The organism is Pseudomonas rhodesiae (genome assembly GCF_007858255.1).
GTDB lineage: Bacteria > Pseudomonadota > Gammaproteobacteria > Pseudomonadales > Pseudomonadaceae > Aquipseudomonas > Aquipseudomonas rhodesiae.
This window is the reverse complement of the sequence record NZ_VFEU01000021.1, coordinates 62219-86283: the sequence shown is the minus strand read 5'-3', so window position 1 is coordinate 86283 and position 24065 is coordinate 62219. Positions and strand designations below refer to the sequence as shown.

Sequence of the window (24065 nt, the reverse complement as noted above, 5' to 3'; positions counted from 1 at the left end):
CAGGGACAGAGGCACCGCCTCACTTAAAGTCCGGATGTATGGCTGCAACCTTATCCCGTCTGTGTTTTCACGAATTGAGTGCTTGGCATACTGGGGGCGTCCATGTATGAGCGGGCTTGCCCCGCGCCGGGCTGCGCAGCAGCCCCACCAAAGGCACTGTTAAACCCGGCTTGGCACTGCGCTGCAAACCTTCAACCCAATCCCCACAATGCAAAAACGGCGCCCGAAGGCGCCGTTTTTGTTTACTCACGTCCCGCTAAGCGATCAAACACCCAGCACCGCGTGCTGCACCAGGGTGAGCAACGGCTGTGGGTAGACGCCGAGGAAGAAGGCGAGCAGGGCGATGGCCAGCAGCATCACGCCGCCGGCTTTCTGTTCCCAATGCAGCTCGGCATCCACACGACGCAGGTTCGGCTCGATCAGGTACAGGGTGACCATCACGCGCAGGTAGTAGAACACGCCGATGGCGCTGCCCAGAATCAGCGAGGCAACCAGCCACCACTCATGGGCTTCGACACCGGTAGCGATAATGTAGAACTTGCCGATAAAGCCCGCAGTCAGCGGGATACCGGCCAGGGACAGCATCATCACGGTCAGTACAGCGGTCAGGTACGGACGGCGCCAGAACAGGCCACGGTATTCGTACAGAGCGTCAGCGTCACGGCCCTTGTAAGGGGAGGACATCAGGGTAATCACGCCGAATGCGCCAAGGCTGGTGATCACGTAGGTAACCAGATACACACCGATGGCTTCCACGGCCAGGCCTTTGCTCGCCACCAGGGCGATCAGCAGGTAGCCGAAGTGGGCGATAGACGAGTAACCCAGCAGACGCTTGAGGTTGTTTTGAGTCAGCGCCAGCAGGTTACCGAACAGGATCGACGCAATGGCGATCACGGTCAGTACGTTGCTCAGCACGCCGGTGTTGGCAGCGGGGGAGATCTGGAACAGACGCACCATCACCGCAAACACTGCCACTTTCGACGCGGTCGCCAGGAACGCAGCCACCGGCGCCGGGGCGCCTTCGTACACGTCCGGGGTCCACAGGTGGAACGGCACCAGCGACAGTTTGAAGGCCAGGCCGATCAGCATCATCGCCAGGCCCAGTTGGGCTATCGGTGCAGGCATGTTGGTGGCGGCCAAGGCATGACCGATACCGGTGAAGCTCAGGCTGCCGGCTTCGGCGTAGAGCAAGGCCATACCGAACAACAGGAACGCGGAACCGGCGGCCGACAGCACCATGTACTTGATGCCGGCTTCCAAAGAGCGCTTGTTGAAGAAGGCATAGGCCACCAGGCCGTACGTCGGGATCGACAGCAGTTCCAAACCGATGAACAGGCCTGCCAGGTGCTGGGCGCTGACCAGCACGATACCGCCGGCCGCAGCCAGCAGGATCAGCAGGTACAGCTCTTCGCGGTTGCCCGGGTAGCCGGTGCCGCCTTCGCCGAGGTAGGCGTGGGCGAGGGTGACGCACGCCAGGGTGGCCACCAGGATCAACGCGATGTACAGCAGTGCGAAGTCATCGATCATCATCAGCGGGGTGACCGCCAACGGCGCGACCTTAAGGGCCGGAATGATCGACAGCAGGGCCAGGTTCAACCCGGCGCAGGACAGCAGGAACGTTTGCGAGTGATTGCGGCGCCAGGCGATCGCCAGCATCACCACCACGATGGTGAGGCTGGTGATCAGCAGCGGCGCAAGCGCGATAAAGTGTTGGATCGTGAATTCCATAGCGCTCTTACCGGGCCGAAGCGAGTTGAGAGAAGGCGATGCCGAACCACTGCTGCACGCCATGCATCGTTGCGGCAGAAGTGTCCAGGAACGGTTGCGGGTACACGCCGATGTAGATCAGCAATACCGCAAGACCGAGCACCATGATCAGTTCGCGCGCATCCATCCCTTTGAGGACAGTGTCGGACTTGGCGGGGCCGAAGTAAGCGCGGTGGATCATGATCAGCGAGTAGACCGAACCGAACACCAGACCGGAGGTGGCGATGGCGCTGATCCACGGCGTTTGTACGAACGCGCCCATCAGGATCAGGAATTCGCCGATGAAGTTGCCGGTGCCCGGCAGGCCCAGGGACGCGGCGGCGAAGAACAGGCTGATCGCCGGCAGGTAGGCAATGCGCGACCACACGCCACCCATCTCGCGCATGTCACGGGTGTGCAGACGCTCGTACAGCTGACCACTGAGGATAAACAGGGCCGCGGCCGAAACGCCGTGAGCCAGCATCTGGATCACTGCACCTTGCAGCGCCAGTTGGCTGCCGGAATAGATGCCGATCAGTACGAAGCCCATATGGGAAACGGACGAGAAGGCAATCAGACGCTTGATGTCGGTTTGCGCAAAGGCCAGGAACGCACCGTAGAAAATCCCGATCAGACCGAGGGTCATGGCGATCGGCGCAAATTCGGCCGAAGCATTCGGGAACAGCGGCAGGGCGAAACGCAGCAGACCATACGCAGCGGTCTTCAACAGGATACCGGCCAGGTCCACGGAACCGGCAGTCGGTGCCTGGGCGTGAGCGTCCGGCAACCAGGAGTGGAACGGCACCACCGGCAGCTTCACCGCGAAGGCGATGAAGAAGCCCAGCATCAGCACGTACTCGGTGGTCAGGGACATCTTGGTCTTCAACAGGTCGGCGTAGTTGAAGGTAATCACGCCGGTGTTATTGAAGTTGACCAGCACCAGACCCAGGATCGCCACCAACATGATCAAGCCGGAAGCCTGAGTGAAGATGAAGAACTTGGTCGCCGCGTAGATCCGGGTTTTCTTGCCGTCCGAAGAACTGTGACCCCAGAGCGCGATGAGGAAGTACATCGGCACCAGCATCATTTCCCAGAAGAAGAAGAACATGAACAGGTCGAGGGCGAGGAATACGCCGACCACACCGCCCAGGATCCACATCAGGTTCAGGTGGAAGAAGCCCACGTGACGCTGGATTTCTTTCCAGGAGCAGAGTACCGAGAGAATACCCAGCAGGCCGGTCAGCAGGATCATCAACAGCGACAGGCCGTCGAGGGCCAGGTGCACGTTGATGCCGAAGCGCTGGATCCACACGTGCTTGAATTCAAGCGCGAAGGTGGGATCGACACCCGGTGCCGGAGCAAATGAATAGTCGCCATGGGCCCACAGCCAGAGGCCGAGCGCGAGTTCCACGGACATGGTCAGCAACGCAATCCAGCGGGGGAGGGTGGCGCCGAAGCGTTCACCCATCCAGCAGAGCAGGCCGCCGATAAAGGGGATCAGGATTAGCCAGGGCAGAATCATGACGGGCTCGTTTCCTTTCGCAAGTTCGCAAAGTTCATATCAGACCGCTACCACTACGATGGCGCCGATCACCAGCACGGCGCCAGCCGCCATGGAAGCCGCATACCAACGCAATTGGCCGGTCTCGCTGCGGCTCAGCGCGGTGTGACCGCCTTTGGCCGCGCGCGGGATCAAACCAATGGTCTGGTCGAGCGGGTCTTTACGCAGTACATGGCTGATGGCCAGGTACGGCTTGACGAACAGTTTGTCGTAGATCCAGTCGAAGCCCCAGGCAGCGAACCACCAGGCCGACAGGAAACGGCCGATGCCACTGTTGGCCACGGCGGTCACGAAGCGGCGCTTGCCAAGGAACAGCAGGGCTGCCAGCAGGATACCGGCAATGGCAATGGCGCCCGAGGCGATTTCCAGGCTGTGCTTGGCGTCGCCGCCGGCATGGCCCACGCTTTCCGGCAATACGCCGGCCAGTGGCGGGGTGATCATGGCGCCGATAAAGGTCGACAGGATGATCAGCACCGACAGTGGCAGCCAGTGGGAGATGCCATGGCCTGCGTGCGCTTCGGTCTTGGCTTCACCGTGAAAGGTGATGAAGATCAGGCGGAAGGTGTACAGCGAGGTCATGAAGGCACCGACCAGGCCTGCGTACAGCAGGTTCTGGTTGCCGCTGGCAAAGGCTTCCCAGAGGATTTCGTCCTTGGAGTAGAAACCGGCGGTCACCAGCGGCAGGGCGGCCAGGGCGGCACCACCGACGATGAAGCTGGCGTAGGCCAATGGCAGTTTCTTCCACAGGCCGCCCATCTTGAAGATGTTCTGCTCGTGGTGGCATGCCACGATCACCGCACCGGAAGCGAGGAACAGCAGCGCCTTGAAGAAGGCGTGGGTCATCAGGTGGAAGATCGCCGCGTCCCAGGCGCCGACGCCCAGGGCCAGGAACATGTAGCCGATCTGGCTCATGGTCGAGTAGGCGAGGATACGCTTGATGTCGGTCTGCACCAGCGCGGCAAAGCCGGCCAGTACCAGAGTCACGCCGCCGACCAGGCCGACCAGGTGCAGGATCTCCGGCGCCAGGGTGAACAGGCCATGGGTACGGGCGATCAGGTAGACACCCGCGGTCACCATGGTTGCGGCGTGGATCAGGGCCGACACCGGGGTAGGACCGGCCATCGCGTCCGCCAGCCAGGTCTGCAGTGGCAGTTGCGCGGATTTACCCACGGCGCCGCCCAGCAGCATCAGGGTCGCCAGGGTGATCCAGAAGTCACCGACCTGGAATTTCTGTGGCGCCAGCACCAGCAGTTCCTGGATGTTCAGCGTGCCCACCTGTTGGAACAGGATGAACAGGCCGATGGCCATGAACACGTCGCCGATACGGGTGACGATAAACGCTTTAAGTGCGGCGTTACCGTTGTTGCGGTTGCTGTAGTAGAAACCGATCAACAGGTACGAGCACAGGCCCACGCCTTCCCAGCCGAAGTACAGGAACAACAGGTTATCGCCGAGCACCAGGAACAGCATGCTGGCGATAAACAGGTTGGTGTACGAGAAGAAGCGCGAGTAGCCCGCTTCACCGCGCATGTACCAGGACGCGAACAGGTGGATCAGGAAACCCACGCCCACCACCACGCCAAGCATGGTGATCGACAGGCCATCGATGTAGAGGGCGAAGTTGGGCTTGAAGCCTTCCACCGACATCCACTGCCACAGCACCAGGGTGTAGTGACCACCTTCCGGCGGCGCCACGTTGAATTGCCAGATGACGTAGGCGGCGACGATCGCCGACAGGCCAATGGACCCCACGCCGATCAAGGCCGAAAGGTTTTCCGACCAGCGCCCGCGAGAGAACGACAGCAGCAGGAACCCGATCAGGGGAAACAGGAAAGTCAGAAAGATCATGTTCATCCGCGCATCTCACTGGCAGCGTCGATATCAAGCGTGTGGAAGCGACGATACAGCTGCAGCAGGATCGCCAGGCCGATACTGGCCTCGGCCGCTGCCAGGCTGATCACCAAGATGAACATGACTTGTCCATCCGGCTGGCCCCAACGTGCACCCGCAACGATGAAGGCCAGTGCTGCGGCGTTCATCATGATTTCCAGGCTCATCAACACGAACAGAATGTTACGGCGAACCATCAGGCCGACCAGGCCAAGGCAGAACAGGATGCCGGCGACCGCCAGACCATGCTCCAAGGGGATAGCAGGCATCGTCATTGCTCCTTGGCTTCGTTGCGGCCCAAGTGGAAGGCGGTGACGGCTGCGGCGAGCAGCAGCATCGACGCCAGTTCGACCACCAGCAGGTACGGGCCGAACAGGCTGATGCCCACGGCTTTTGCATCCACAGTGGTGTGGCCGATGGCCTGGCCGCTCTGGTGAGCGAACAGTACATACAGCAGTTCACCCAGCAGCAGGGCCGCGAGGACAACCGGGCCGAGCCAGATGCCGGGCTTGAGCCAGACGCGTTCCTGGGCGACCGAAGCCGGCCCCAGGTTGAGCATCATCACCACAAACACGAACAGCACCATGATGGCGCCGGCGTAGGCGATCACTTCCAGTACACCGGCGAACGGTGCGCCGAGGCTGAAAAAGGTCATGGCCACGGCGATCAGCGAAATGATCAGGTAGAGCAGGGCGTGCACGGGGTTGGTGTTGGTGATCACGCGAAGCGTGGACACAACCGCGATACCCGATGCGAAATAGAAAGCGAATTCCATCTTTCTTCCTTAAGGCAGCAAGCTCTTCACGTTGATCGGCTCGGCTTCGTTTTGTGCGGCGCCTTTTGGCTTACCGGCAACGGCCATACCTGCAACACGATAGAAGTTGTAATCAGGGTTTTTACCGGGACCAGAGATCAACAGATCTTCTTTCTCGTACACCAGGTCCTGACGTTTGAACTCGGCCATCTCGAAATCCGGTGTGAGCTGGATCGCGGTGGTCGGGCAAGCTTCCTCGCAGAGGCCGCAGAAGATGCAGCGCGAGAAGTTGATGCGGAAGAAGTCCGGGTACCAGCGACCGTCTTCGGTTTCAGCTTTCTGCAGGGAGATGCAACCCACCGGGCACGCCACGGCGCACAGGTTGCAGGCCACGCAACGCTCTTCGCCATCGGGGTCGCGGGTCAGCACGATGCGGCCGCGATAGCGCGGCGGCAGGTACACCGCTTCTTCCGGGTATTGCAGGGTGTCGCGTTTGCGGAAGCCATGGCCGAAAACCATCACCAGGCTTCGCAACTGGGTACCGGTACCCTTAACGATGTCGCCAATATATTTGAACATGGGTCAAATCCTCACTGAACCGCGCCCGCTGGCGTGTTCAACAACACAACGGCAGCAGTCACCAGCAAATTGATCAGGGTCAGCGGCAGGCAGAAGCGCCAGCTGAAATCCATCACCTGGTCATACCGTGGACGCGGAATGGAAGCGCGCAGCAGGATAAACAGCATGATAAAGAACGCGGTCTTCAGGAAGAACCAGAAGAACGCCAGCTGCGGCAGGATGCCGAATGGTCCGTGCCAGCCGCCGAAGAACAGCGTGACCAACAGGGCCGAGATCAAGATGATGCCGATGTACTCACCGACGAAGAACATGCCCCACTTCATGCCGGCGTATTCAATGTGGTAACCGTCGGCCAGTTCCTGTTCCGCTTCCGGCTGGTCGAACGGGTGACGGTGCGTCACGGCCACGCCAGCGATGAAGAAAGTACAGAAGCCGAAGAACTGCGGAATGATGAACCACAGGTTCTGCGCCTGGTACTCGACGATGTCGCGCATGTTGAACGAGCCGACCTGCACCACGATGCCCATCAGCGCCAGGCCCATGAACACTTCGTAGGACACGGTCTGGGCCGAGGCCCGCAAGCTGCCCAGCAGGGCGAACTTGTTGTTGCTCGACCAACCGGCGAACAGCACCGCATAGACCGACAGACCGGCCATGGCAAAGAAGAACAGCAAGCCGATGTTCAGGTCCGCCACGCCCCAGGTCGGGGTGATCGGGATGATCGCGAAGGCGATCAGCAAGGCGCTCATGGCCACGACCGGCGCCAGGGTGAAGATCACCTTGTCGGCAAACGGCGGGGTCCAGTCTTCCTTGAAGAACATCTTCAACATGTCGGCGGCGATCTGGAACATGCCGAATGGGCCAACGCGGTTCGGGCCATAACGGTCCTGCCACCAGCCCAGCAGGCGACGTTCGACGAAGCTGAGCAGGGCGCCCGCCACGACCACGGCCAACAGGATCACGATGGCCTTGACGACCGAGATGATCACGTCGATCACTTCAGGGGTGAACCAGGTCATTGCGCTGCCTCCTGCAGACCGTCAACGGTTTTGCCGAAGATCGCCGGCGGGATGCCGGCGAGGCCTTTAGGCAGTGCAACCAGGCCGGCACTCAGCTCTTCGTTGATACGCAGCGGCAGACGCAGGGTCTGGCCGGCAACGTTCAAGCTCAGCAGGGCACCGTCGTTGACACCCAGGCGGTCGGCTTCGGACTTGGCCATGGACACGTAGGCGGCGGGGATGCGCTCCTGAACCGGTGCGGCCTTGGAAGAGTTCTCCTCGCTGCCGAACAGGTGGAAGAACGGCACGACCTGCCAGGTGCCCGGGGCCGGGTTGAAAGGACGCGGGACCGCCGCGAACCAGTTCAGCGAATCGCCCTGGGTTTCGATCAGGCGAGTGCCTGGGTCGCCGGCGCGGATGTGGCCACCGACTTCGTCCTGGAACTTGTTCCACGCTTGTGGCGAGTTCCAACCTGGCGACCAGGCGAACGGCACTTGCTGACGCGGTTCGGCCGAACCCGAATAACCTTCCATGGAGAAGGCGAACGCGGTGTCGTTATCTTGCGGCGTACGCGGTTCATGCACGCTGATATCGGCGCGCATGGCGGTACGACCGGAATAACGCAGCGGCTCACGGGCCAGTTTCAGACCCTTGATGCGGAATGCTGCGGACGGCGCGGCGTCGACGATACGTGCCAGTTGCGGCGCGCTCGCGGCAGTGGCGGCGGTGACGTGGTCGAGCTGGGTCCAGTCGATCGGCCGGTTCAGCAGGGTGGAGCGCAGGGCATGCAGCCAGCGCCAGCCTTCATGAACCAGGATGCTGGCGTCCATGTACTTCGGATCGAACACCTGGAAGAAGCGCTGCGCACGGCCTTCCTGACTGACCAGGGTGCCGTCGCCTTCGGCGAAGGTGGCGGCTGGCAGTACCAGGTCGGCACGGTCGCTGGTGGCGGTCTTCTGGTGGTCGGCGACGATCAGCACCTTGGCGGCGTTCAAGGCGGCGTCCACCTTGGCCGCGTCGGTGCGGGTATACAGATCGTTTTCCAGCACCACGATGGCGTCGGCGTTGCCGTCGATCACCGCTTGTAGCGCGGCATCCACGGATTCGCCACCAAGCATGGCCAGGCCGAGGCTGTTGGCTTCCGGTACCACCAGGCTGATGGAGCCGTTCTTGTCGCGCAGCTTCAAGGCCTTGGCGATGTTGGCGGCGGCCTCGATCAGTGCCTTGGAACCCAGCGAGGTGCCGGCGATGATCAGCGGACGTTTGGCGGCCAGCAGCGCGTCGGCGATGCGTTGGGCCAATTCGACGGCTTCGGCGTCCAGGCCGTCGACGGCAGGGGCGCTCGCGTCCAGGGCATGAGCCACGGCGAAACCGAGGCGGGCCAGGTCGTCGGGGGCAGCGTGCACGCATTCTTCGGCGATATCGTCGAGCTTGGTTTCCGCCAGGCTAGCGATGAACAGTGGGTTCAGCGCGTGCTGGCCGATGTTTTTCACGGCGGCGTCGAGCCAAGGCTGTACGCGCATGGCGTCGGCCATCTCTTCAGCCTTGCCTTTGACCGACTGACGCAGCGACAACGCGATACGCGCGGCGGTCTGGGTCAGGTCTTCGCCGAGCACGAAGATCGCGTCGTGGTCTTCGATGTCGCGCATGTTCGGCACCGGCAGCGGGCTGTCGTTCAGCACCTGCAGGACCAGGCGGATACGCTCCAACTCACCGGCTTCGATACCGCTGTAGAAGTGCTCGGCGCCGACCAGTTCGCGCAACGCATAGTTGCTTTCGAGGCTGGCGCGTGGCGAGCCGATGCCGACGATCGTGCGGCCGCGCAGCAGGTCGGCGGCTTTATCCAAGGCTTCGTCGGTGCTCAGCGTCGCGCCGCCGGTCAACATTGGCTGGCGTGGGCGGTCTTCGCGGTTGACATAGCCATAGCCGAAACGGCCACGGTCGCACAGGAAGTACTGGTTGACCGAACCGTTGAAGCGGTTTTCGATGCGACGCAGCTCGCCGTAGCGTTCGCCCGGGGAGATGTTGCAACCGCTGGAGCAGCCATGGCAGATGCTCGGGGCGAATTGCATGTCCCACTTACGGTTGTAACGCTCGGAGTGAGTCTTGTCGGTGAACACACCGGTCGGGCAGACCTCGGTGAGGTTGCCGGAGAACTCGCTTTCCAGCACGCCGTCTTCGACGCGACCGAAGTACACGTTGTCGTGGGCGCCGAATACGCCAAGGTCGGTGCCGCCGGCGTAGTCTTTATAGAAGCGCACGCAGCGGTAGCAGGCGATGCAGCGGTTCATCTCGTGGGATATGAACGGGCCGAGGTCCTGGTTCTGGTGGGTACGCTTGGTGAAGCGATAGCGGCGCTCGTTGTGGCCGGTCATCACCGTCATGTCCTGCAGGTGGCAGTGACCGCCTTCCTCACAGACCGGGCAGTCGTGAGGGTGGTTGGTCATCAGCCACTCGACGACACTGGCGCGGAACGCCTTGGATTCTTCATCGTCGATGGAGATCCAGGTGTTGTCGGTGGCTGGGGTCATGCAGGACATGACGATACGACCACGGGTGTCGTTCTCGTCGGTGTATTGCTTGACCGCACACTGGCGACAGGCACCGACGCTACCAAGCGCGGGGTGCCAGCAGAAATAAGGGATGTCGAGGCCTAGTGACAGACACGCCTGTAACAGGTTGTCCGCCCCATCGACTTCGAGCGCTTTGCCGTCTACGTGGATAGTGGCCATGGTTCAAAGTTCTTCGTTGGCCCGTTGTCAGCGGGCGTGGCTAATGGAATCTTGTTATTCATGTGCATCTACACAGCCTTAAAGGCGTCAGCACATGACAAGGCGAAGGGCACGGACCCTTCGCCTGTTTAAGCGTTACGCACCGACCATGGTCGGTGATACCACCTGATTTAGATCGCCTGCGCGGGTTGGCGCGATGCCGGCCTCGAATTCAGAGCGGAAGTATTTGATTGCGCTGCCCAACGGCTCCACGGCGCCCGGTGCGTGAGCACAGAAGGTCTTGCCTGGGCCGAGGAAACCGACCAGACCCAGCAGGGTCTCGATATCACCCTCGCGGCCTTCGCCTTTTTCCAGGGCCATCAGCAGCTTGACGCTCCACGGCAGGCCATCGCGGCATGGGGTGCAGAAGCCGCAGGATTCACGGGCGAAGAACTGCTCCATGTTGCGCAGCAACGAGACCATGTTGACGGTGTTGTCCACCGCCATCGCCAGGCCCGTACCCATGCGGGTGCCCACCTTGCCGATGCCGCCGGCGTACATTTGGGCGTCGAGGTGCTCGGGCAGCAGGAAACCGGTACCGGCGCCACCTGGCTGCCAGGCTTTCAAGGTGTAGCCGTCGCGCATGCCGCCGGCGTAGTCCTCGAACAGCTCGCGGGCAGTCACGCCGAAGGGCAGCTCCCACAGGCCAGGATTCTTGACCTTGCCGGAGAAGCCCATGAGCTTGGTGCCCATGTCTTCGCTGCCTTCGCGGGCCAGGGATTTGTACCAGTCCACGCCGTCGGCGATGATCGCCGGCACGTTGCACAGGGTCTCGACGTTGTTCACGCAGGTCGGCTTGCCCCAAACGCCCACGGCGGCAGGGAAGGGCGGCTTGGAGCGCGGGTTGGCGCGACGGCCTTCGAGGGAGTTGATCAACGCGGTTTCTTCACCGCAGATATAACGCCCGGCGCCGGTGTGCACGAACAGTTCGAAGTCAAAACCCGAACCGAGGATATTCTTGCCCAGCAGGCCGGCAGCCTTGGCTTCTTCGACGGCACGGTTGAGGTGCTTGGCGGCGGTGGTGTATTCGCCGCGCAGGAAGATGTAGCCACGGTAGGTCTTCAGTGCGCGGGCACTGATCAGCATGCCTTCGATCAGCAGATGGGGCAGTTGCTCCATCAGCATGCGGTCTTTCCAGGTGTTGGGCTCCATTTCATCCGCGTTGCACAAGAGGTAGCGGATGTTGATGGATTCGTCCTTGGGCATCAGGCCCCATTTGACGCCCGTGGGGAAGCCTGCACCGCCGCGGCCTTTGAGGCCGGCGTCTTTCACGGTCTGGACGATATCGTCCTGGGCCATGTCGGCGAAGGCCTTGCGCGCTGCGGCGTAACCGTTCTTGGCCTGGTACTCGTCAAACCATACCGGTTCGGCATCGTCGCGCAGGCGCCAGGTCAATGGATGAGTTTCGGGCGACCGCTGGATGCGGTTGGCCGGGCCGAAAGAAGTCAGGGTCATGGGTAGCCCTCGAGCAATTGGGTCACGCCAGCGGGCTGCACGTCACCGAATGTGTCGTCGTCGATCATCAACGCCGGCGCCTTGTCGCAGTTGCCCAGGCAGCACACCGGCAGCAGCGTGAAGCGGCCGTCCGGGGTGGTCTGGCCGAGGCCGATGCCCAGCTTGTTCTGGATTTCGCTGACCACGGATTCGTGACCGCCGATGTAGCAGACCATGCTGTCGCACACGCGAATGATGTGGCGCCCGACCGGCTGACGGAAGATCTGGCTGTAGAACGTGGCCACGCCTTCAACGTCGCTGGCGGGGATGCCGAGGATCTCGCCGATGGCGTAGAGGGCACCGTCCGGTACCCAGCCACGTTCCTTCTGGACGATCTTCAAGGCTTCGATCGACGCCGCGCGCGGGTCTTCGTAGTGATGCAGCTCGTGCTCGATGGCCGAGCGCTCGGTTTCACTCAAGGTGAAACGGTCTGTCTGGATAAGCGTGCTGTTCATGCTTAGCGGTCCACGTCGGCCATAACGAAATCGATACTACCCAGGTACGCAATCAAGTCCGCGACCATCTCGCCTTTGATCACCGAAGGGATCTGCTGCAAGTGGGCGAAGCTTGGGGTGCGAATCCGGGTGCGGTAGCTCATGGTGCCGCCATCGCTCGTCAGGTAATAACTGTTGATACCCTTGGTCGCTTCAATCATCTGGAAGGATTCGTTGGCCGGCATGACCGGGCCCCACGAAACTTGCAGGAAGTGCGTGATCAGGGTTTCGATGTGCTGCAGCGTGCGCTCTTTCGGCGGAGGCGTGGTCAGCGGGTGATCCGCCTTGTACGGACCTGCCGGCATATTGCGCATGCACTGCTCGATGATCTTCAGGCTCTGGCGCATTTCTTCGACGCGTACGATGCAACGGTCGTAGGCATCGCCGTTGGCCGCCAGCGGTACTTCGAACTCGAAGTTCTCATAGCCGGAATACGGGCGTGCTTTACGCAGGTCGAAATCGCAACCGGTGGAACGCAGGCCAGCACCGGTGACGCCCCATTCCAGGGCTTCCTTGGTGTTGTACTGGGCGACGCCGATGGTACGACCCTTGAGGATGCTGTTGTCCAGGGCGGCCTTCTGGTACTCGTCCAGACGCTTGGGCATCCACTCGACGAACTCCTTGACCAGGCGCTCCCAGCCGTTCGGCAGGTCGTGGGCCACACCACCAATGCGATACCAGGCCGGGTGCAGGCGGAAGCCGGTGATGGCCTCGATGACCTTGTAGGCGCGCTGACGGTCGGTGAAGGTGAAGAACACCGGGGTCATGGCGCCGACGTCCTGGATATAGGTACCCAGGAACAGCAGGTGGCTGGTGATGCGGAAGAACTCGGCCATCATGATGCGGATGGTGTCGACGCGGTCTGGCACCTTGATGCCGGCCAGCTTCTCGACCGAGAGCACGTACGGCAGGTTGTTCATCACGCCGCCGAGGTAGTCGATACGGTCGGTGTACGGGATGAAGCTGTGCCAGGACTGACGCTCGGCCATCTTCTCGGCGCCACGGTGGTGGTAGCCGATGTCCGGTACGCAGTCGACGATTTCTTCGCCGTCCAGCTGCAGGATGATGCGGAAGGCACCGTGGGCCGAAGGGTGGTTAGGGCCCAGGTTGAGGAACATGTAGTCCTCGTTGGCGCCGGAACGCTTCATGCCCCAGTCTTCCGGGCGGAAGCGCGCGGCCTCTTCTTCAAGCTGCTGCTTGGCGAGGTTGAGGCTGAACGGGTCGAATTCCGTGGCGCGGGCCGGGAAGTCCTTGCGCAACGGGTGACCTTCCCAGGTCGGCGGCATCATGATGCGCGACAGGTGCGGGTGACCCGGGAAGTCGATGCCGAACATGTCCCAGACTTCGCGCTCGTACCAGCTGGCATTCGGCCAGATGCCGGTCACGGTCGGGATGCTCAGGTCGCTCTCGGACAGCGCGACCTTGATCATCACATCGCTGTTACGTTCCAGCGACATCAGGTGATAGAACACGGTGAAATCGGCGCCGCTCGGCAGCCCCTGGCGCTTGGTGCGCAGACGCTCGTCCACGCCATGCAGGTCATAAAGCATGACGTACGGCTTGGGCAGGTGGCGCAGGAAGGTCAGGACTTCGACGAGCTTGGCGCGCGCCACCCACAACACCGGCATACCGGTGCGCGTGGCCTGGGCGGTGAAGGCGTCAGGGCCAAAACGGTTATTGAGTTCGACGACCACATCCTGGTCGTCTGCCTTATAAGGCGGGATGTACAGAGCACTGCCTGTAGTCATGGTTTTTTATCGCTTTCGGTCAACGTAAAGAATGAAGCCAGGTTTTCGTTCTATGAAAGAAGCGGCGCTGGATCAGACTTCGTCGGGGCTGCGCAGGTTGGTGACCTGAATACGCTGTTCGCGGCGCTGTTCCTTTTGTGACGGCATCTCGGCGCGGTATACGCCTTGATCTCCGACAACCCAGGAAAGTGGGCGACGCTCCTTGCCAATCGATTCCTGCAACAGCATCAAGCCTTGCAGAAATGCTTCAGGACGGGGCGGGCAGCCAGGCACGTAGACGTCCACGGGCAGGAACTTGTCCACCCCCTGGACCACGGAGTAGATATCGTACATGCCACCGGAGTTGGCGCACGAACCCATGGAGATAACCCACTTCGGCTCGAGCATTTGCTCGTAGAGACGCTGGATGATCGGCGCCATCTTGATAAAGCAGGTACCGGCGATAACCATGAAATCCGCCTGGCGCGGCGAGGCCCGGATCACTTCGGCGCCGAAGCGTGCAATGTCGTGGGGCGCCGTGAAGGCGGTGGTCATTTCCACGTAGCAGCACGAAAGGCCGAAGTTGTACGGCCACAGGGAGTTCTTACGCCCCCAGTTGACCGCGCCACTCAGCACGTCTTCGAGTTTGCCCATGTAGATGTTTTTGTGGACTTGATCTTCTAACGGATCGGAGACGGTTTCCCGTTCGCCGATGGGGTACTGCTCGTTAGGAGCATCCGGGTCGATCCTGGTGAGATTGTATTGCATCGCCAAAGCCTCATTGTTTCAGCTTCGCTTGCCGCTTGCGACGAGCTTCCGGAGCCCAGTCAAGGGCGCCCACTCGGAACAGGTAGACAAGACCTGCCAACAGAATTGCTATGAAAACGAGAGCTTCGACGAATCCGGTCCAGCCGCTTTCGCGGACGGACACAGACCAGGCAAAGAGAAAGAGGGCTTCGATATCGAAGATCACGAACAGCATCGCGACCAGATAGAATTTGGCTGAGAGCCGCAAGCGGGCGCCACCTGTAGGTAGCATGCCGGACTCGAACGGTTCGTTTTTGCTGCGGCCCCAGGCTTTTGACCCGAGGAGGCTGGAGACGCCGAGCATGAAGGCGCAGAGGCCGACAACACCGAGGAGGAAAATGGCAAAGCCCCAGTTGTGGGCCATGAGTCCTGTCGCTTCGGTCATGCTGGAAATCCTTAACAGAGAGCAAAGGTCTCTGAGCTCGAAAAAAGTAACGATGCAGTGACGATATGTCGCAGCGTAGTCAATCGCGTTGATTTTATGGCTAAACACCGGGCAAGTAAAATTCCGATGGCGAAATTATTCGGTGGAATAAGGACATAGTGCACCTTTGTGGGGCTGCAGCCCTTGTGGCGTGGGCATTAGCGGGCATTTGATCAATTGTGTTTTGTTTAGGTTGTAACGAAGTTTCTATGTTCTAAATGATAATGAATATTGTTTGGGCGAGTTTTAAGCGGGTGGTCGTGGTGTGGCGAGGGAAGTTGCCGTTACTTGCTCGGTTACCGCTAGTTGTTGAAGCGGATCTTTTAACCGATTTATCTGCAACGAATACCGCTCTGGATCAAGGTTTTGTACAAAATCTTCAGGTTGCAAGGTTCCTCATGTGGGAGGGTGGTTGCCCCCGATGGCTGAGTGTCAGGCTATAGCTTTCTTGCTGATCCACCTCTATCGGGGGCAAGCCCGCTCTCACATTGGGTCCTTATTGAATCGATGAGGTGTGTGCGGGCAAAAAAACGCCCCGAACCAGTCGGGGCGTCAGATCGTGCGGCACTGCGGTTAGCTTTTTAAGAAGTCCGCCGTGGCCGTGTACTCACATCGATCAGTGAAACTGCTCTTCTTCGGTCGAACCGGTCAGCGCGGTCACGGACGAGGTGCCGCCCTGGATCACGGTGGTCATGTCGTCGAAGTAGCCGGTGCCCACTTCCTGCTGGTGGGCCACGAAGGTGTAGCCCTTGGCGGCGTCAGCGAACTCCTGCTCCTGCAGCTTGACGTAAGCGGTCATGTCGTTGCGGGCGTAGTCGTGCGCCAGGTTGAACATGCTGTGCCACATGTTGTGGATGCCGGCCAGGGTGATGAACTGGTGCTTGTAGCCCATGGCGGACAGTTCGCGCTGGAATTTGGCGATGGTCGCGTCGTCCAGGTTCTTCTTCCAGTTGAAAGAAGGCGAGCAGTTGTAGGACAGCAGTTGGTCCGGGTATTCCTTCTTGATTGCTTCGGCGAAGCGACGGGCTTCGGCCAGATCCGGCTTGGCGGTTTCGCACCAGATCAGGTCGGCGTACGGGGCATAGGCCAAGCCGCGGGCGATGGCTTGATCCAGACCTGCGCGCACTTTGTAGAAGCCTTCCTGGGTACGCTCGCCCGTGACGAACGGCTGGTCGTACGGGTCGCAGTCCGAAGTCAGCAGGTCGGCAGCGTTGGCGTCGGTGCGGGCCAGGATGATGGTCGGCGTGCCGGCAACGTCAGCAGCCAGACGCGCCGCGGTCAGTTTCTGTACCGCTTCCTGGGTCGGTACAAGCACCTTGCCACCCATGTGGCCGCATTTCTTCACGGACGCCAGTTGGTCTTCGAAGTGCACGCCGGCAGCGCCTGCCTCGATCATGCTCTTCATCAGCTCGTAGGCGTTCAGTACGCCGCCGAAACCGGCTTCGGCGTCAGCCACGATCGGCGCGAAGTAGTCGATGTAGCCTTCGTCGCCTGGGTTCTTGCCGGCTTTCCACTGGATCTGGTCGGCGCGACGGAACGAGTTGTTGATGCGCTTGACCACGGTCGGTACGGAGTCCACCGGGTACAGCGATTGGTCGGGGTACATGGATTCAGCGGAGTTGTTGTCCGCCGCCACTTGCCAGCCGGACAGGTAGATCGCCTGGATACCGGCTTTTACCTGCTGGACTGCCTGGCCGCCAGTGAGGGCGCCCATGCAGTTAACGAAATCTTTGTCGGGACGGAAGGATGGCTTGGCACCTTGAGTGACCAGGTTCCACAGCTTCTCGGCGCCGAGTTTTGCAAAGGTGTGCTCAGGTTGAACCGAGCCGCGCAGGCGGACGACGTCAGCAGCGGAGTAAGCGCGGGTTACGCCTTTCCAGCGTGGGTTCTCAGCCCAGTCTTTTTCAAGGGCTGCAATTTGCTGTTCGCGTGTCAGTGCCATGGGGAAAAACCTCGTCGCGTCTTTGTGGAAAATCTACTGGGTTGAACATTCCGTTGGCCAGCCACTGTAGTCAGTGCGTGGTCATGGCTGCTCGCTGATCAGAAGCGTAGGCGGTCAGGTCAGGTTCGACGGGGTAGGCGACGGGGTGAACGATGGGCTCAAGGGGGGAGTTGAGCAGGTAAGGGCAGACTGCGAACGGTCTTCAGGCGTCGTGGGCCTTTGTACGATCCATCAGTGTGTTGCCGGGTTACCTGGTTAGCTTCCGTCCCTCGGGACAACTTCGTTCCAGTCGCAACCTCGTCAAACACGCCTTGTGGGCGGTACAGACACGAATCGGCTCGGGTGGGTAGCTTGGAGCGACGATCCGAAGGCCCTTGCCAGGGCCCCTGATTAGCGGGAGCGAGGCCATCATGCCCAGGCTTTTTTCGATCGTCAAATGTTTTGTAGTGCTTTTTTTTAAGCACTACATCTTTAGTCTAATACGACTCGTCAGTCAGTTTTTGGTGCTTCAGTTCAGGGTGTCGACCTTGACCCGCAATGTCAGGTCATCGCGGCCCTGCGTAGAGTAGGTGCGGGTTGTGGAGGTTTTATCGGCCTGAGTCTGGCGATTGATGCCGGCCAGAGGAATCCACTCGCCCAAGCGGCCGCTGATGGTTGTGTCGGTGCTCTGCACGTTCACTACATCGGGACGTTCCTGGCTCATGCGGTCACGGTTGGTACTGATCGCCAGGTGTACGGTGTCGCCGGTGACACTGGCGGTGACATAGAACCCTTGGGTGACGTTGCGATACTGGGTCTGGTTTTGCAGGCGCCCGTAGCTGTCTTGCGAGGTGGTGGTCAGCGGCACGCTCTGGCCGACCTGGATCAGTGCGGGCACGCCTTCACTGGCCTGGATCTGCTGAATGCCGCCGTCGCGGCTGACGGTGCCGTAGCTGATGATGCGGGTCTGGCTGTCGCCGGTGTCCTGCTGATTGTTTTCATTGGTGTCGACGGTGATCAGCAGGCGCTTGGCTGGCGTATCCAGTTGTGCCAGCAGGGTGCGTAATCCCTGCACCTTGTCTGGGGCCGCGTCGACGATCAGCTGGTTGCCATAGGCGCTGACGGTACCGTCCTTGCCGATAAAATTCTGCGCCACCGGCAGCAGGTCGGCGCTGGTGCGGTTGCTCAGGTTGACGACTTCGGTGTCGGCGTTGGCCGAGACGCTGACGGCCAGGAGAAGGGCGGTGAGCAGGGTACGTAGGGACATGTCCGTTATCTCTGCGAGTCAATTAGGCGTGATAGTGCCAGTTTGTCGGCCTGGGCGGTCGCTTATTGAATCGTAGACGGCAAAATGCCCCACATGGCAGGGCATTGCTGGTGGTGCTGAAATAGCTATCGGGGGCAAGCCCCCTCCCACATGTTGACCCTGTACATTTCAAATGTGGGAGGGGGCTTGCCCCCGATAGCAGCGACGCGATCTCGAATCAGGCTCCGCGCACCATATCGACATGAGGGATCCCGACTTCCAGGAACTCATCGCTGACGATCTCGAAACCCAAGCGCTCATAGAACGGTGCGGCATACACCTGGGCGCTGAGGAATTGCTTGGTCTGGCCACGTTTCTCAGCCGCTTCGATCACCGCCTCCATCAACTTGTCGCCTACCTTCAGACCGCGCCAGTCCTTGAGTACCGACACGCGGCCGATCTCGCCGCTGGGCAGCAGGCGAGCAGTACCAATCGGAAAGTCACCCTCGTACGCGAGAAAATGCATGGCATCTGCGTCGTCCGAGTCCCACTCCAGTTCAGGTGGGACCGATTGTTCAGCGATAAACACCGCTTCACGAATGCGCCGAATCTCTGCGATATCCTTATGCCAGTCCGCGACACTTACGTGAATCTTATTCATCGGCAAATCCCAGGCTTCCTTGCTTGACCAGTTCGCACAGCAGAGCTCGACCGTCTTCGTCCGCCAGCCATGGGCCGAGGTTCTCGGCGTGCAGGGCATCGGCGGAACAAATCATTTTCAGCAGTTCGCGCAATTTACCCGGCAGGTAGCGACTCTGGCCGCTGGCGAACAGCAGCACGTCATCGTCCACTTCCGACCAGGCCATGCGCGCGCTCGGGTTGCGCACCAGAATCGCGCCGTCTTCCAGGCTGTTGATGAAGTCCTCTTCTCCCAGCTCTTCGCCGGCCACTAGCTCCGGATAGCGCGGCTCGGTCATGAACTGGCCGAACCAGGTCAGCAGCATGCGCTCGTCGCTCATATGCTCGGCCAGCAGGCTCTTGAGGCGATCGAGGGCGTCGCTCTGGATCTGGTGTGGGTCGCTGACCGGTTGGACGTCGGCGTCGGTGTAGCGCTCTTCGTCGGTCAGGTATTGAGCGAGGAAGTCGGTGAAGTGGGTCAACACTTCGGCTGCGCTTGGGGCGCGGAAGCCGACGGAGTAGGTCATGCAATCGTCTTCGGCAATGCCGTAGTGGGCCAGGCGCGGTGGCAGGTAGAGCATGTCACCCGGTTCCAGTACCCATTCGGCGCTTTCTTCGAATTCAGCCAGGATGCGCAGGTCGGCATGTTGCAGCAGCGGGCTCTCGGAGTTGCACATCTGGCCGATCTTCCAGTTGCGCTTGCCTTGGGCCTGCAGCAGGAACACATCGTAGTTATCGAAGTGCGGGCCGACGCTGCCGCCGGGCGCGGCAAAGCTGATCATCACATCGTCGATGCGCCAGCTTGGCAGGAAGCGGAACTGCTCTAGCAGTTCGGCCACTTCCGGTACGAACTGATCGACCGCTTGCACCAGCAGGGTCCATTCGCGCTCGGGCAGTGTGCTGAAGGCGTCTTCGGCAAACGGGCCGCGGCGCAGTTCCCATGGACGTTCGCCGTGCTCGATCACCAGGCGCGATTCGACTTCTTCTTCCAAGGCCAGGCCGGCCAGTTCGTCGGCGTCGATGGGGCTTTCGAAGTCAGGGATGGCCTGACGGATCAGCAACGGTTTTTTCTGCCAGTAGTCGCGCAGGAATTCCCGTGCCGTGATGCCGCCCAGAAGTTGAAGAGGGATATCAGGATTCATGTGTAACCTATTGAAAAAAAGCACTTTTCAGACTGGAATAAAAACGCCCGGCGCGGCCGGGCGTCTCAAGGGTCTTGCTTGGATCAGATGCGCTTGGCCTGGGCCACGGCATTACCGATGTAATTGGCCGGGGTGAGCAGTTTCAGCTCGGCCTTGGCAGCAGCTGGCATATCCAGGCCATCGATGAAAGTTTGCAGCGCTTCAGGGCTGATGCCCTTGCCACGCGTCAACTCTTTGAGCTTCTCGTAGGGGTTTTCGATGTTGTAGCGACGCATCACGGTCTGGATCGGCTCGGCCAGTACTTCCCAGCAAGCGTCCAGGTCAGCGGCGATTTTCTGCTCGTTGAGTTCCAGTTTGCTGATGCCTTTGAGGCTGGCTTCGTACGCGATCACGCTGTGAGCGAAGCCCACGCCGAGGTTACGCAGTACGGTGGAATCGGTCAGATCGCGCTGCCAGCGAGAGATCGGCAACTTGCTGGCCAGGTGCTGAAACAGGGCGTTGGCGATGCCGAGGTTGCCTTCGGAGTTTTCGAAGTCGATCGGGTTGACCTTGTGCGGCATGGTCGACGAACCGATTTCGCCGGCAATGGTGCGCTGCTTGAAGTAGCCCAGGGAGATGTAGCCCCAGATATCGCGATCGAAGTCGATCAGGATGGTGTTGAAGCGCGCAATGGCGTCGAACAGCTCGGCGATGTAGTCGTGCGGTTCGATCTGTGTGGTGTACGGGTTGAAGCCCAGGCCCAGCTCGTCTTCGATGAATGCACGGGCGTTGGCTTCCCAGTCGATCTCGGGGTAGGCCGACAGGTGGGCGTTGTAGTTGCCCACGGCGCCGTTGATCTTGCCCAGCAACGGCACGGCGGCCACTTGGGCGATCTGGCGCTCCAGGCGGTAGACCACGTTGGCCAGCTCTTTGCCCAGAGTGGTAGGCGAGGCCGGTTGGCCGTGGGTGCGCGACAGCATCGGCACGTCGGCGAAACGGATCGCCAGCTCGCGGATAGCGTTGGCGGTCTGGCGCATCAGCGGCAGCATCACGTCATCACGGCCTTCGCGCAGCATCAGGGCGTGGGACAGGTTGTTGATGTCCTCGCTGGTGCAGGCAAAGTGGATGAACTCGCTGACCTGGGCCAGTTCCGGCAGCTTGGCCGCTTGCTCTTTTAGCAGGTACTCGATGGCTTTTACGTCGTGGTTGGTGGTGCGCTCGATCTCTTTCACACGCTCGGCGTGCTCCAGGGAGAAATTTTCCGCCAGGGTGTTGAGCACGGCGTTGGCTTCGGCGGAAAACGCCGGCACTTCGCTGATGGCGGGGTGAGCGGCCAGGCGCTGGAGCCAGCGCACTTCAACCAGAACGCGGGCACGGATCAGGCCGTACTCGCTGAAAATTGGGCGCAGGGCCTGGGTTTTGCCGGCGTAGCGGCCGTCAACAGGGGAAACCGCAGTGAGCGAAGAGAGCTGCATGGGGTGTTCTCGGACAGTCGGGCAACGAAATGGGGCGCGTATCATACATGAAAAAATCCGCCGGTCCGTCGCCAACTGACCGGCGTATTACGCGTAACGGCTTGAAAACAGCCTGCTGCTGCGACTTATTCGTTGCGCATCAACGGGTAAAGCTCTTTAAGCAATTTGCGACGGCTGATGACCAACTGCCAACGATGACCGCCCAACTGGCGCCATAACCGCGCCGAACGAATACCGGCCAGCAACAGGGCGCGGATCTTCGAAGCATTGTTCGGTTGTTGCAGGTTGCGCATGTCGCCATGCACCTGGATGCGTTGGCGCAGGGTGCTCAAGGTGTCTTGGTACAGCGCACCACAGGCGGCGATCACGTTTTCGTGGGCCGGGCCGAAGTGCTCCACCTGGGACTGGATTTGTGGCAGACGCTTGCCGATGGTCTCCAGCATGTCCTCGCGCTTGGCCAATTGGCGCTCCAGACCGAGCATCGACAGGGCGTACCGCAGTGGCTCGCGTTGCAAGGTGCTGGGGTCGCGTTCCAGGGCGCCGATCAGGGCGCGATAACCTTCACGCAGCGCCAGGTCGTCGCCGCCGTAGACTTCCAGGGTGTCCTTGGGGTCGCGGATCAGCAGGCTGCCGAGCATGCAGGTCAGGCCCGCCTCGCTGACCTGGCCGGTCTTGGCGATCTTGTCCACCAGCACGGCGGCCAGAAATACACCGCCCAGTGCGGTCAATTGCTCCTGGATCGGGCTCATGCCGGGTTGCTCCAGGGTTCGGCGACTTCGATCACGCCACCGCCCAGGCAGATCTCGCCGTCATAGAACACCACGGACTGGCCAGGGGTGACAGCGCGTTGCGGGTCATCGAAGGTGGCGCGGTAGCCGTTGGTGGTTTTTTCCAGGGTGCAGGGCTGATCGCTCTGGCGATAGCGCACTTTGGCGGTCAGGCGGCGCGGGGTGCTGAGGTCGATCGGGTTGACCCAGTAGATTTCCGACGCCAACAGCGCGCCGGAGAACAGCAGTGGGTGTTCATTGCCCTGGCCGACGATCAGCACGTTGTGCTCCAGGTCTTTAACCAGCACGTACCACGGTTCTTCACCGGCGTCTTTTAGGCCGCCGATCCCCAGGCCCTGGCGTTGACCGATGGTGTGATACATCAGGCCATGATGACGGCCGATGACTTCACCTTCGGTGGTCTTGATCTCGCCCGGTTGTGCCGGCAGGTATTGCTTGAGGAAGTCGCTGAAGCGGCGTTCGCCGATAAAGCAGATCCCGGTGGAATCCTTCTTCTTGGCGGTGGCCAGGCCGTGCTGCTCGGCAATCTTGCGCACTTCGGGCTTTTCCAGTTCGCCCACGGGGAACAAGGTCTTGGCGATCTGTTCGCCACCGACGGCATGCAGGAAGTAACTCTGGTCTTTGTTCGGGTCCAGGCCCTTGAGCAGCTCGGTGCGCCCGTCGATATCGCGACGGCGCACATAGTGGCCTGTGGCAATCAGGTCGGCGCCGAGCATCATGGCGTAGTCGAGGAACGCCTTGAACTTGATTTCGCGGTTGCACAGGATGTCCGGGTTCGGCGTGCGACCGGCCTTGTATTCGGCCAGGAAGTGCTCGAACACGTTGTCCCAGTACTCGGCGGCGAAGTTGGCGGTGTGCAGCTTGATACCGATCTTGTCGCACACGGCCTGGGCATCCGCCAGGTCGTCCATGGCGGTGCAATATTCCGTTCCATCGTCTTCTTCCCAGTTCTTCATGAACAGGCCTTCCACCTCATAGCCCTGCTCCATGAGCAGAACGGCGGAAACGGAAGAATCCACGCCGCCGGACATGCCGACGATGACGCGCTTCTTTTGTGTGTCAGAAGGGGCTGGATCACGCATAGGGTTTCAACGGGTGTCTTGAAAAAGGACGCGATTCTAACAGGCTGCGGCCTCTAAGGCTAAAGAGAAGGGCGGATCAATGCGAGGCTATGGTGCTGGCCGCTCAAATAATCGTCGATGCAACGGATGATCAGCTCGCTGCGCCAACTGTCGCGCAGGTCCATCAACTCGTCGCGGGTGAGCCATCGGGCGCGCAGGATGCCTTCGTCCAATTGATAGTCCGGGTGGTGTTTCAGCGCTTTGGCGATAAAACACACCCGCTGATAGGTCACGCCGTTGCTGGGGGCGGTGTACAGGTAGATGCCGACTATACCGGTCGCTTCCACGTCCCAACCGGTTTCCTCTAGGGTTTCGCGTACGGCGGCTTCGGTCAGGGTTTCATGTGGATCGAGGTGGCCGGCCGGCTGATTGAGTACGGCGCGACCGCCCTTAAGTTCTTCGACCATCAGGAACTTGCCATTGTCTTCGACGATGGTGGCGACGGTGATGTGGGGTTGCCAGGTCATGAG

The 24065-nt window shown here is 60.7% G+C and carries 21 protein-coding genes; all 21 read right to left on the bottom strand.

Annotation, left to right across the window (positions count from 1 at the left end; genetic code table 11):
- Window positions 1–264: 264 nt before the first annotated feature.
- Complete coding sequence (gene nuoN, locus FIV35_RS22845) at window positions 265–1728, bottom strand: NADH-quinone oxidoreductase subunit NuoN (RefSeq protein WP_034098709.1); 1464 nt, start codon at window positions 1726–1728, stop codon at window positions 265–267.
- 7 nt (window positions 1729–1735) lie between these two features.
- Window positions 1736–3268, bottom strand: coding sequence for an NADH-quinone oxidoreductase subunit M (nuoM, locus tag FIV35_RS22840; protein ID WP_034138589.1), 1533 nt, complete (start codon window positions 3266–3268; stop codon window positions 1736–1738).
- A gap of 39 nt (window positions 3269–3307) precedes the next feature.
- Window positions 3308–5161: an NADH-quinone oxidoreductase subunit L gene (gene nuoL / locus FIV35_RS22835; protein ID WP_034098705.1), complete on the bottom strand. Its 1854-nt coding sequence runs from the start codon at window positions 5159–5161 to the stop codon at window positions 3308–3310.
- Window positions 5158–5466 carry an NADH-quinone oxidoreductase subunit NuoK gene (nuoK, locus tag FIV35_RS22830; RefSeq protein WP_003174727.1) on the bottom strand — a complete coding sequence of 103 codons (309 nt, stop codon included), beginning with the start codon at window positions 5464–5466 and terminating at the stop codon, window positions 5158–5160. The genes nuoL and nuoK overlap by 4 nt, the downstream gene beginning before the upstream one ends.
- A 2-nt stretch (window positions 5467–5468) precedes the next feature.
- Window positions 5469–5972: an NADH-quinone oxidoreductase subunit J gene (gene nuoJ / locus FIV35_RS22825; protein WP_016974048.1), complete on the bottom strand. Its 504-nt coding sequence runs from the start codon at window positions 5970–5972 to the stop codon at window positions 5469–5471.
- A gap of 9 nt (window positions 5973–5981) precedes the next feature.
- On the bottom strand, window positions 5982–6530 hold the full coding sequence (nuoI, locus tag FIV35_RS22820; RefSeq protein WP_003174725.1) for an NADH-quinone oxidoreductase subunit NuoI: 549 nt from the start codon (window positions 6528–6530) through the stop codon (window positions 5982–5984).
- Window positions 6531–6541: 11 nt separating this feature from the next.
- Window positions 6542–7549, bottom strand: a complete 1008-nt coding sequence (nuoH, locus tag FIV35_RS22815; protein ID WP_017137518.1) for an NADH-quinone oxidoreductase subunit NuoH — start codon at window positions 7547–7549, stop codon at window positions 6542–6544.
- On the bottom strand, window positions 7546–10260 hold the full coding sequence (gene nuoG, locus FIV35_RS22810; protein WP_034138588.1) for an NADH-quinone oxidoreductase subunit NuoG: 2715 nt from the start codon (window positions 10258–10260) through the stop codon (window positions 7546–7548). Before nuoG ends, nuoH begins: the two co-directional genes overlap by 4 nt.
- 135 nt (window positions 10261–10395) lie before the next feature.
- Window positions 10396–11754, bottom strand: coding sequence for an NADH-quinone oxidoreductase subunit NuoF (gene nuoF, locus FIV35_RS22805; RefSeq protein WP_034098702.1), 1359 nt, complete (start codon window positions 11752–11754; stop codon window positions 10396–10398).
- The gene (gene nuoE / locus FIV35_RS22800) at window positions 11751–12248 is read right to left on the bottom strand and encodes an NADH-quinone oxidoreductase subunit NuoE (protein ID WP_003174721.1); all 498 of its coding nucleotides are present in this window, start codon (window positions 12246–12248) and stop codon (window positions 11751–11753) included. Before nuoE ends, nuoF begins: the two co-directional genes overlap by 4 nt.
- A 2-nt stretch (window positions 12249–12250) precedes the next feature.
- Window positions 12251–14035 (bottom strand): NADH-quinone oxidoreductase subunit C/D, encoded by a 1785-nt coding sequence (gene nuoC, locus FIV35_RS22795; protein WP_034138587.1) that lies wholly within the window; start codon window positions 14033–14035, stop codon window positions 12251–12253.
- A 72-nt stretch (window positions 14036–14107) separates the two neighbouring features.
- Window positions 14108–14782, bottom strand: coding sequence for a NuoB/complex I 20 kDa subunit family protein (locus FIV35_RS22790; RefSeq protein ID WP_003219572.1), 675 nt, complete (start codon window positions 14780–14782; stop codon window positions 14108–14110).
- Between the two features lie 10 nt (window positions 14783–14792).
- On the bottom strand, window positions 14793–15206 hold the full coding sequence (locus FIV35_RS22785; protein WP_003219575.1) for an NADH-quinone oxidoreductase subunit A: 414 nt from the start codon (window positions 15204–15206) through the stop codon (window positions 14793–14795).
- A 655-nt stretch (window positions 15207–15861) separates the two neighbouring features.
- On the bottom strand, window positions 15862–17187 hold the full coding sequence (gene aceA, locus FIV35_RS22780) for an isocitrate lyase (protein ID WP_034138586.1): 1326 nt from the start codon (window positions 17185–17187) through the stop codon (window positions 15862–15864).
- Between the two features lie 508 nt (window positions 17188–17695).
- Window positions 17696–18433: a secretin N-terminal domain-containing protein gene (locus tag FIV35_RS22770; RefSeq protein ID WP_034138585.1), complete on the bottom strand. Its 738-nt coding sequence runs from the start codon at window positions 18431–18433 to the stop codon at window positions 17696–17698.
- A 217-nt stretch (window positions 18434–18650) separates the two neighbouring features.
- Entirely contained in the window at window positions 18651–19073 is a 423-nt protein-coding gene (locus FIV35_RS22765) for a GNAT family N-acetyltransferase (RefSeq protein WP_034098695.1), read from the bottom strand.
- Complete coding sequence (locus tag FIV35_RS22760; RefSeq protein WP_034138584.1) at window positions 19066–20232, bottom strand: ribosomal protein uL16 3-hydroxylase; 1167 nt, start codon at window positions 20230–20232, stop codon at window positions 19066–19068. The genes FIV35_RS22765 and FIV35_RS22760 overlap by 8 nt, the downstream gene beginning before the upstream one ends.
- An 83-nt stretch (window positions 20233–20315) precedes the next feature.
- A complete protein-coding gene (gene purB / locus FIV35_RS22755) occupies window positions 20316–21686 on the bottom strand; it encodes an adenylosuccinate lyase (RefSeq protein WP_034098692.1) in 1371 nt (456 codons plus the stop codon).
- Between the two features lie 125 nt (window positions 21687–21811).
- Window positions 21812–22435 carry a high frequency lysogenization protein HflD gene (gene hflD, locus FIV35_RS22750; RefSeq protein ID WP_034138583.1) on the bottom strand — a complete coding sequence of 208 codons (624 nt, stop codon included), beginning with the start codon at window positions 22433–22435 and terminating at the stop codon, window positions 21812–21814.
- Window positions 22432–23556 carry a tRNA 2-thiouridine(34) synthase MnmA gene (gene mnmA, locus FIV35_RS22745; protein WP_034138582.1) on the bottom strand — a complete coding sequence of 375 codons (1125 nt, stop codon included), beginning with the start codon at window positions 23554–23556 and terminating at the stop codon, window positions 22432–22434. Before mnmA ends, hflD begins: the two co-directional genes overlap by 4 nt.
- Before the next feature lie 59 nt (window positions 23557–23615).
- Entirely contained in the window at window positions 23616–24062 is a 447-nt protein-coding gene (locus FIV35_RS22740; RefSeq protein WP_034138581.1) for an NUDIX hydrolase, read from the bottom strand.
- Between the last annotated feature and the right edge of the window lie 3 nt (window positions 24063–24065).

Coding starts and splice junctions, on each gene's coding strand:
- nuoC (WP_034138587.1), bottom strand. CDS start 14,035: ATGACTACAGGCAGTGCTCTGTACATCCCGCCTTATAAGGCAGACGAC.
- mnmA (WP_034138582.1), bottom strand. CDS start 23,556: ATGCGTGATCCAGCCCCTTCTGACACACAAAAGAAGCGCGTCATCGTC.
- nuoH (WP_017137518.1), bottom strand. CDS start 7,549: ATGACCTGGTTCACCCCTGAAGTGATCGACGTGATCATCTCGGTCGTC.
- aceA (WP_034138586.1), bottom strand. CDS start 17,187: ATGGCACTGACACGCGAACAGCAAATTGCAGCCCTTGAAAAAGACTGG.
- hflD (WP_034138583.1), bottom strand. CDS start 22,435: ATGAGCCCGATCCAGGAGCAATTGACCGCACTGGGCGGTGTATTTCTG.
- nuoL (WP_034098705.1), bottom strand. CDS start 5,161: ATGAACATGATCTTTCTGACTTTCCTGTTTCCCCTGATCGGGTTCCTG.
- FIV35_RS22765 (WP_034098695.1), bottom strand. CDS start 19,073: ATGAATAAGATTCACGTAAGTGTCGCGGACTGGCATAAGGATATCGCA.
- FIV35_RS22740 (WP_034138581.1), bottom strand. CDS start 24,062: ATGACCTGGCAACCCCACATCACCGTCGCCACCATCGTCGAAGACAAT.
- FIV35_RS22790 (WP_003219572.1), bottom strand. CDS start 14,782: ATGCAATACAATCTCACCAGGATCGACCCGGATGCTCCTAACGAGCAG.
- nuoJ (WP_016974048.1), bottom strand. CDS start 5,972: ATGGAATTCGCTTTCTATTTCGCATCGGGTATCGCGGTTGTGTCCACG.
- nuoN (WP_034098709.1), bottom strand. CDS start 1,728: ATGGAATTCACGATCCAACACTTTATCGCGCTTGCGCCGCTGCTGATC.
- nuoF (WP_034098702.1), bottom strand. CDS start 11,754: ATGACCCTGACTTCTTTCGGCCCGGCCAACCGCATCCAGCGGTCGCCC.
- nuoM (WP_034138589.1), bottom strand. CDS start 3,268: ATGATTCTGCCCTGGCTAATCCTGATCCCCTTTATCGGCGGCCTGCTC.
- FIV35_RS22785 (WP_003219575.1), bottom strand. CDS start 15,206: ATGACCGAAGCGACAGGACTCATGGCCCACAACTGGGGCTTTGCCATT.
- FIV35_RS22760 (WP_034138584.1), bottom strand. CDS start 20,232: ATGAATCCTGATATCCCTCTTCAACTTCTGGGCGGCATCACGGCACGG.
- nuoG (WP_034138588.1), bottom strand. CDS start 10,260: ATGGCCACTATCCACGTAGACGGCAAAGCGCTCGAAGTCGATGGGGCG.
- nuoI (WP_003174725.1), bottom strand. CDS start 6,530: ATGTTCAAATATATTGGCGACATCGTTAAGGGTACCGGTACCCAGTTG.
- purB (WP_034098692.1), bottom strand. CDS start 21,686: ATGCAGCTCTCTTCGCTCACTGCGGTTTCCCCTGTTGACGGCCGCTAC.
- nuoK (WP_003174727.1), bottom strand. CDS start 5,466: ATGCCTGCTATCCCCTTGGAGCATGGTCTGGCGGTCGCCGGCATCCTG.
- nuoE (WP_003174721.1), bottom strand. CDS start 12,248: ATGAACAGCACGCTTATCCAGACAGACCGTTTCACCTTGAGTGAAACC.
- FIV35_RS22770 (WP_034138585.1), bottom strand. CDS start 18,433: ATGTCCCTACGTACCCTGCTCACCGCCCTTCTCCTGGCCGTCAGCGTC.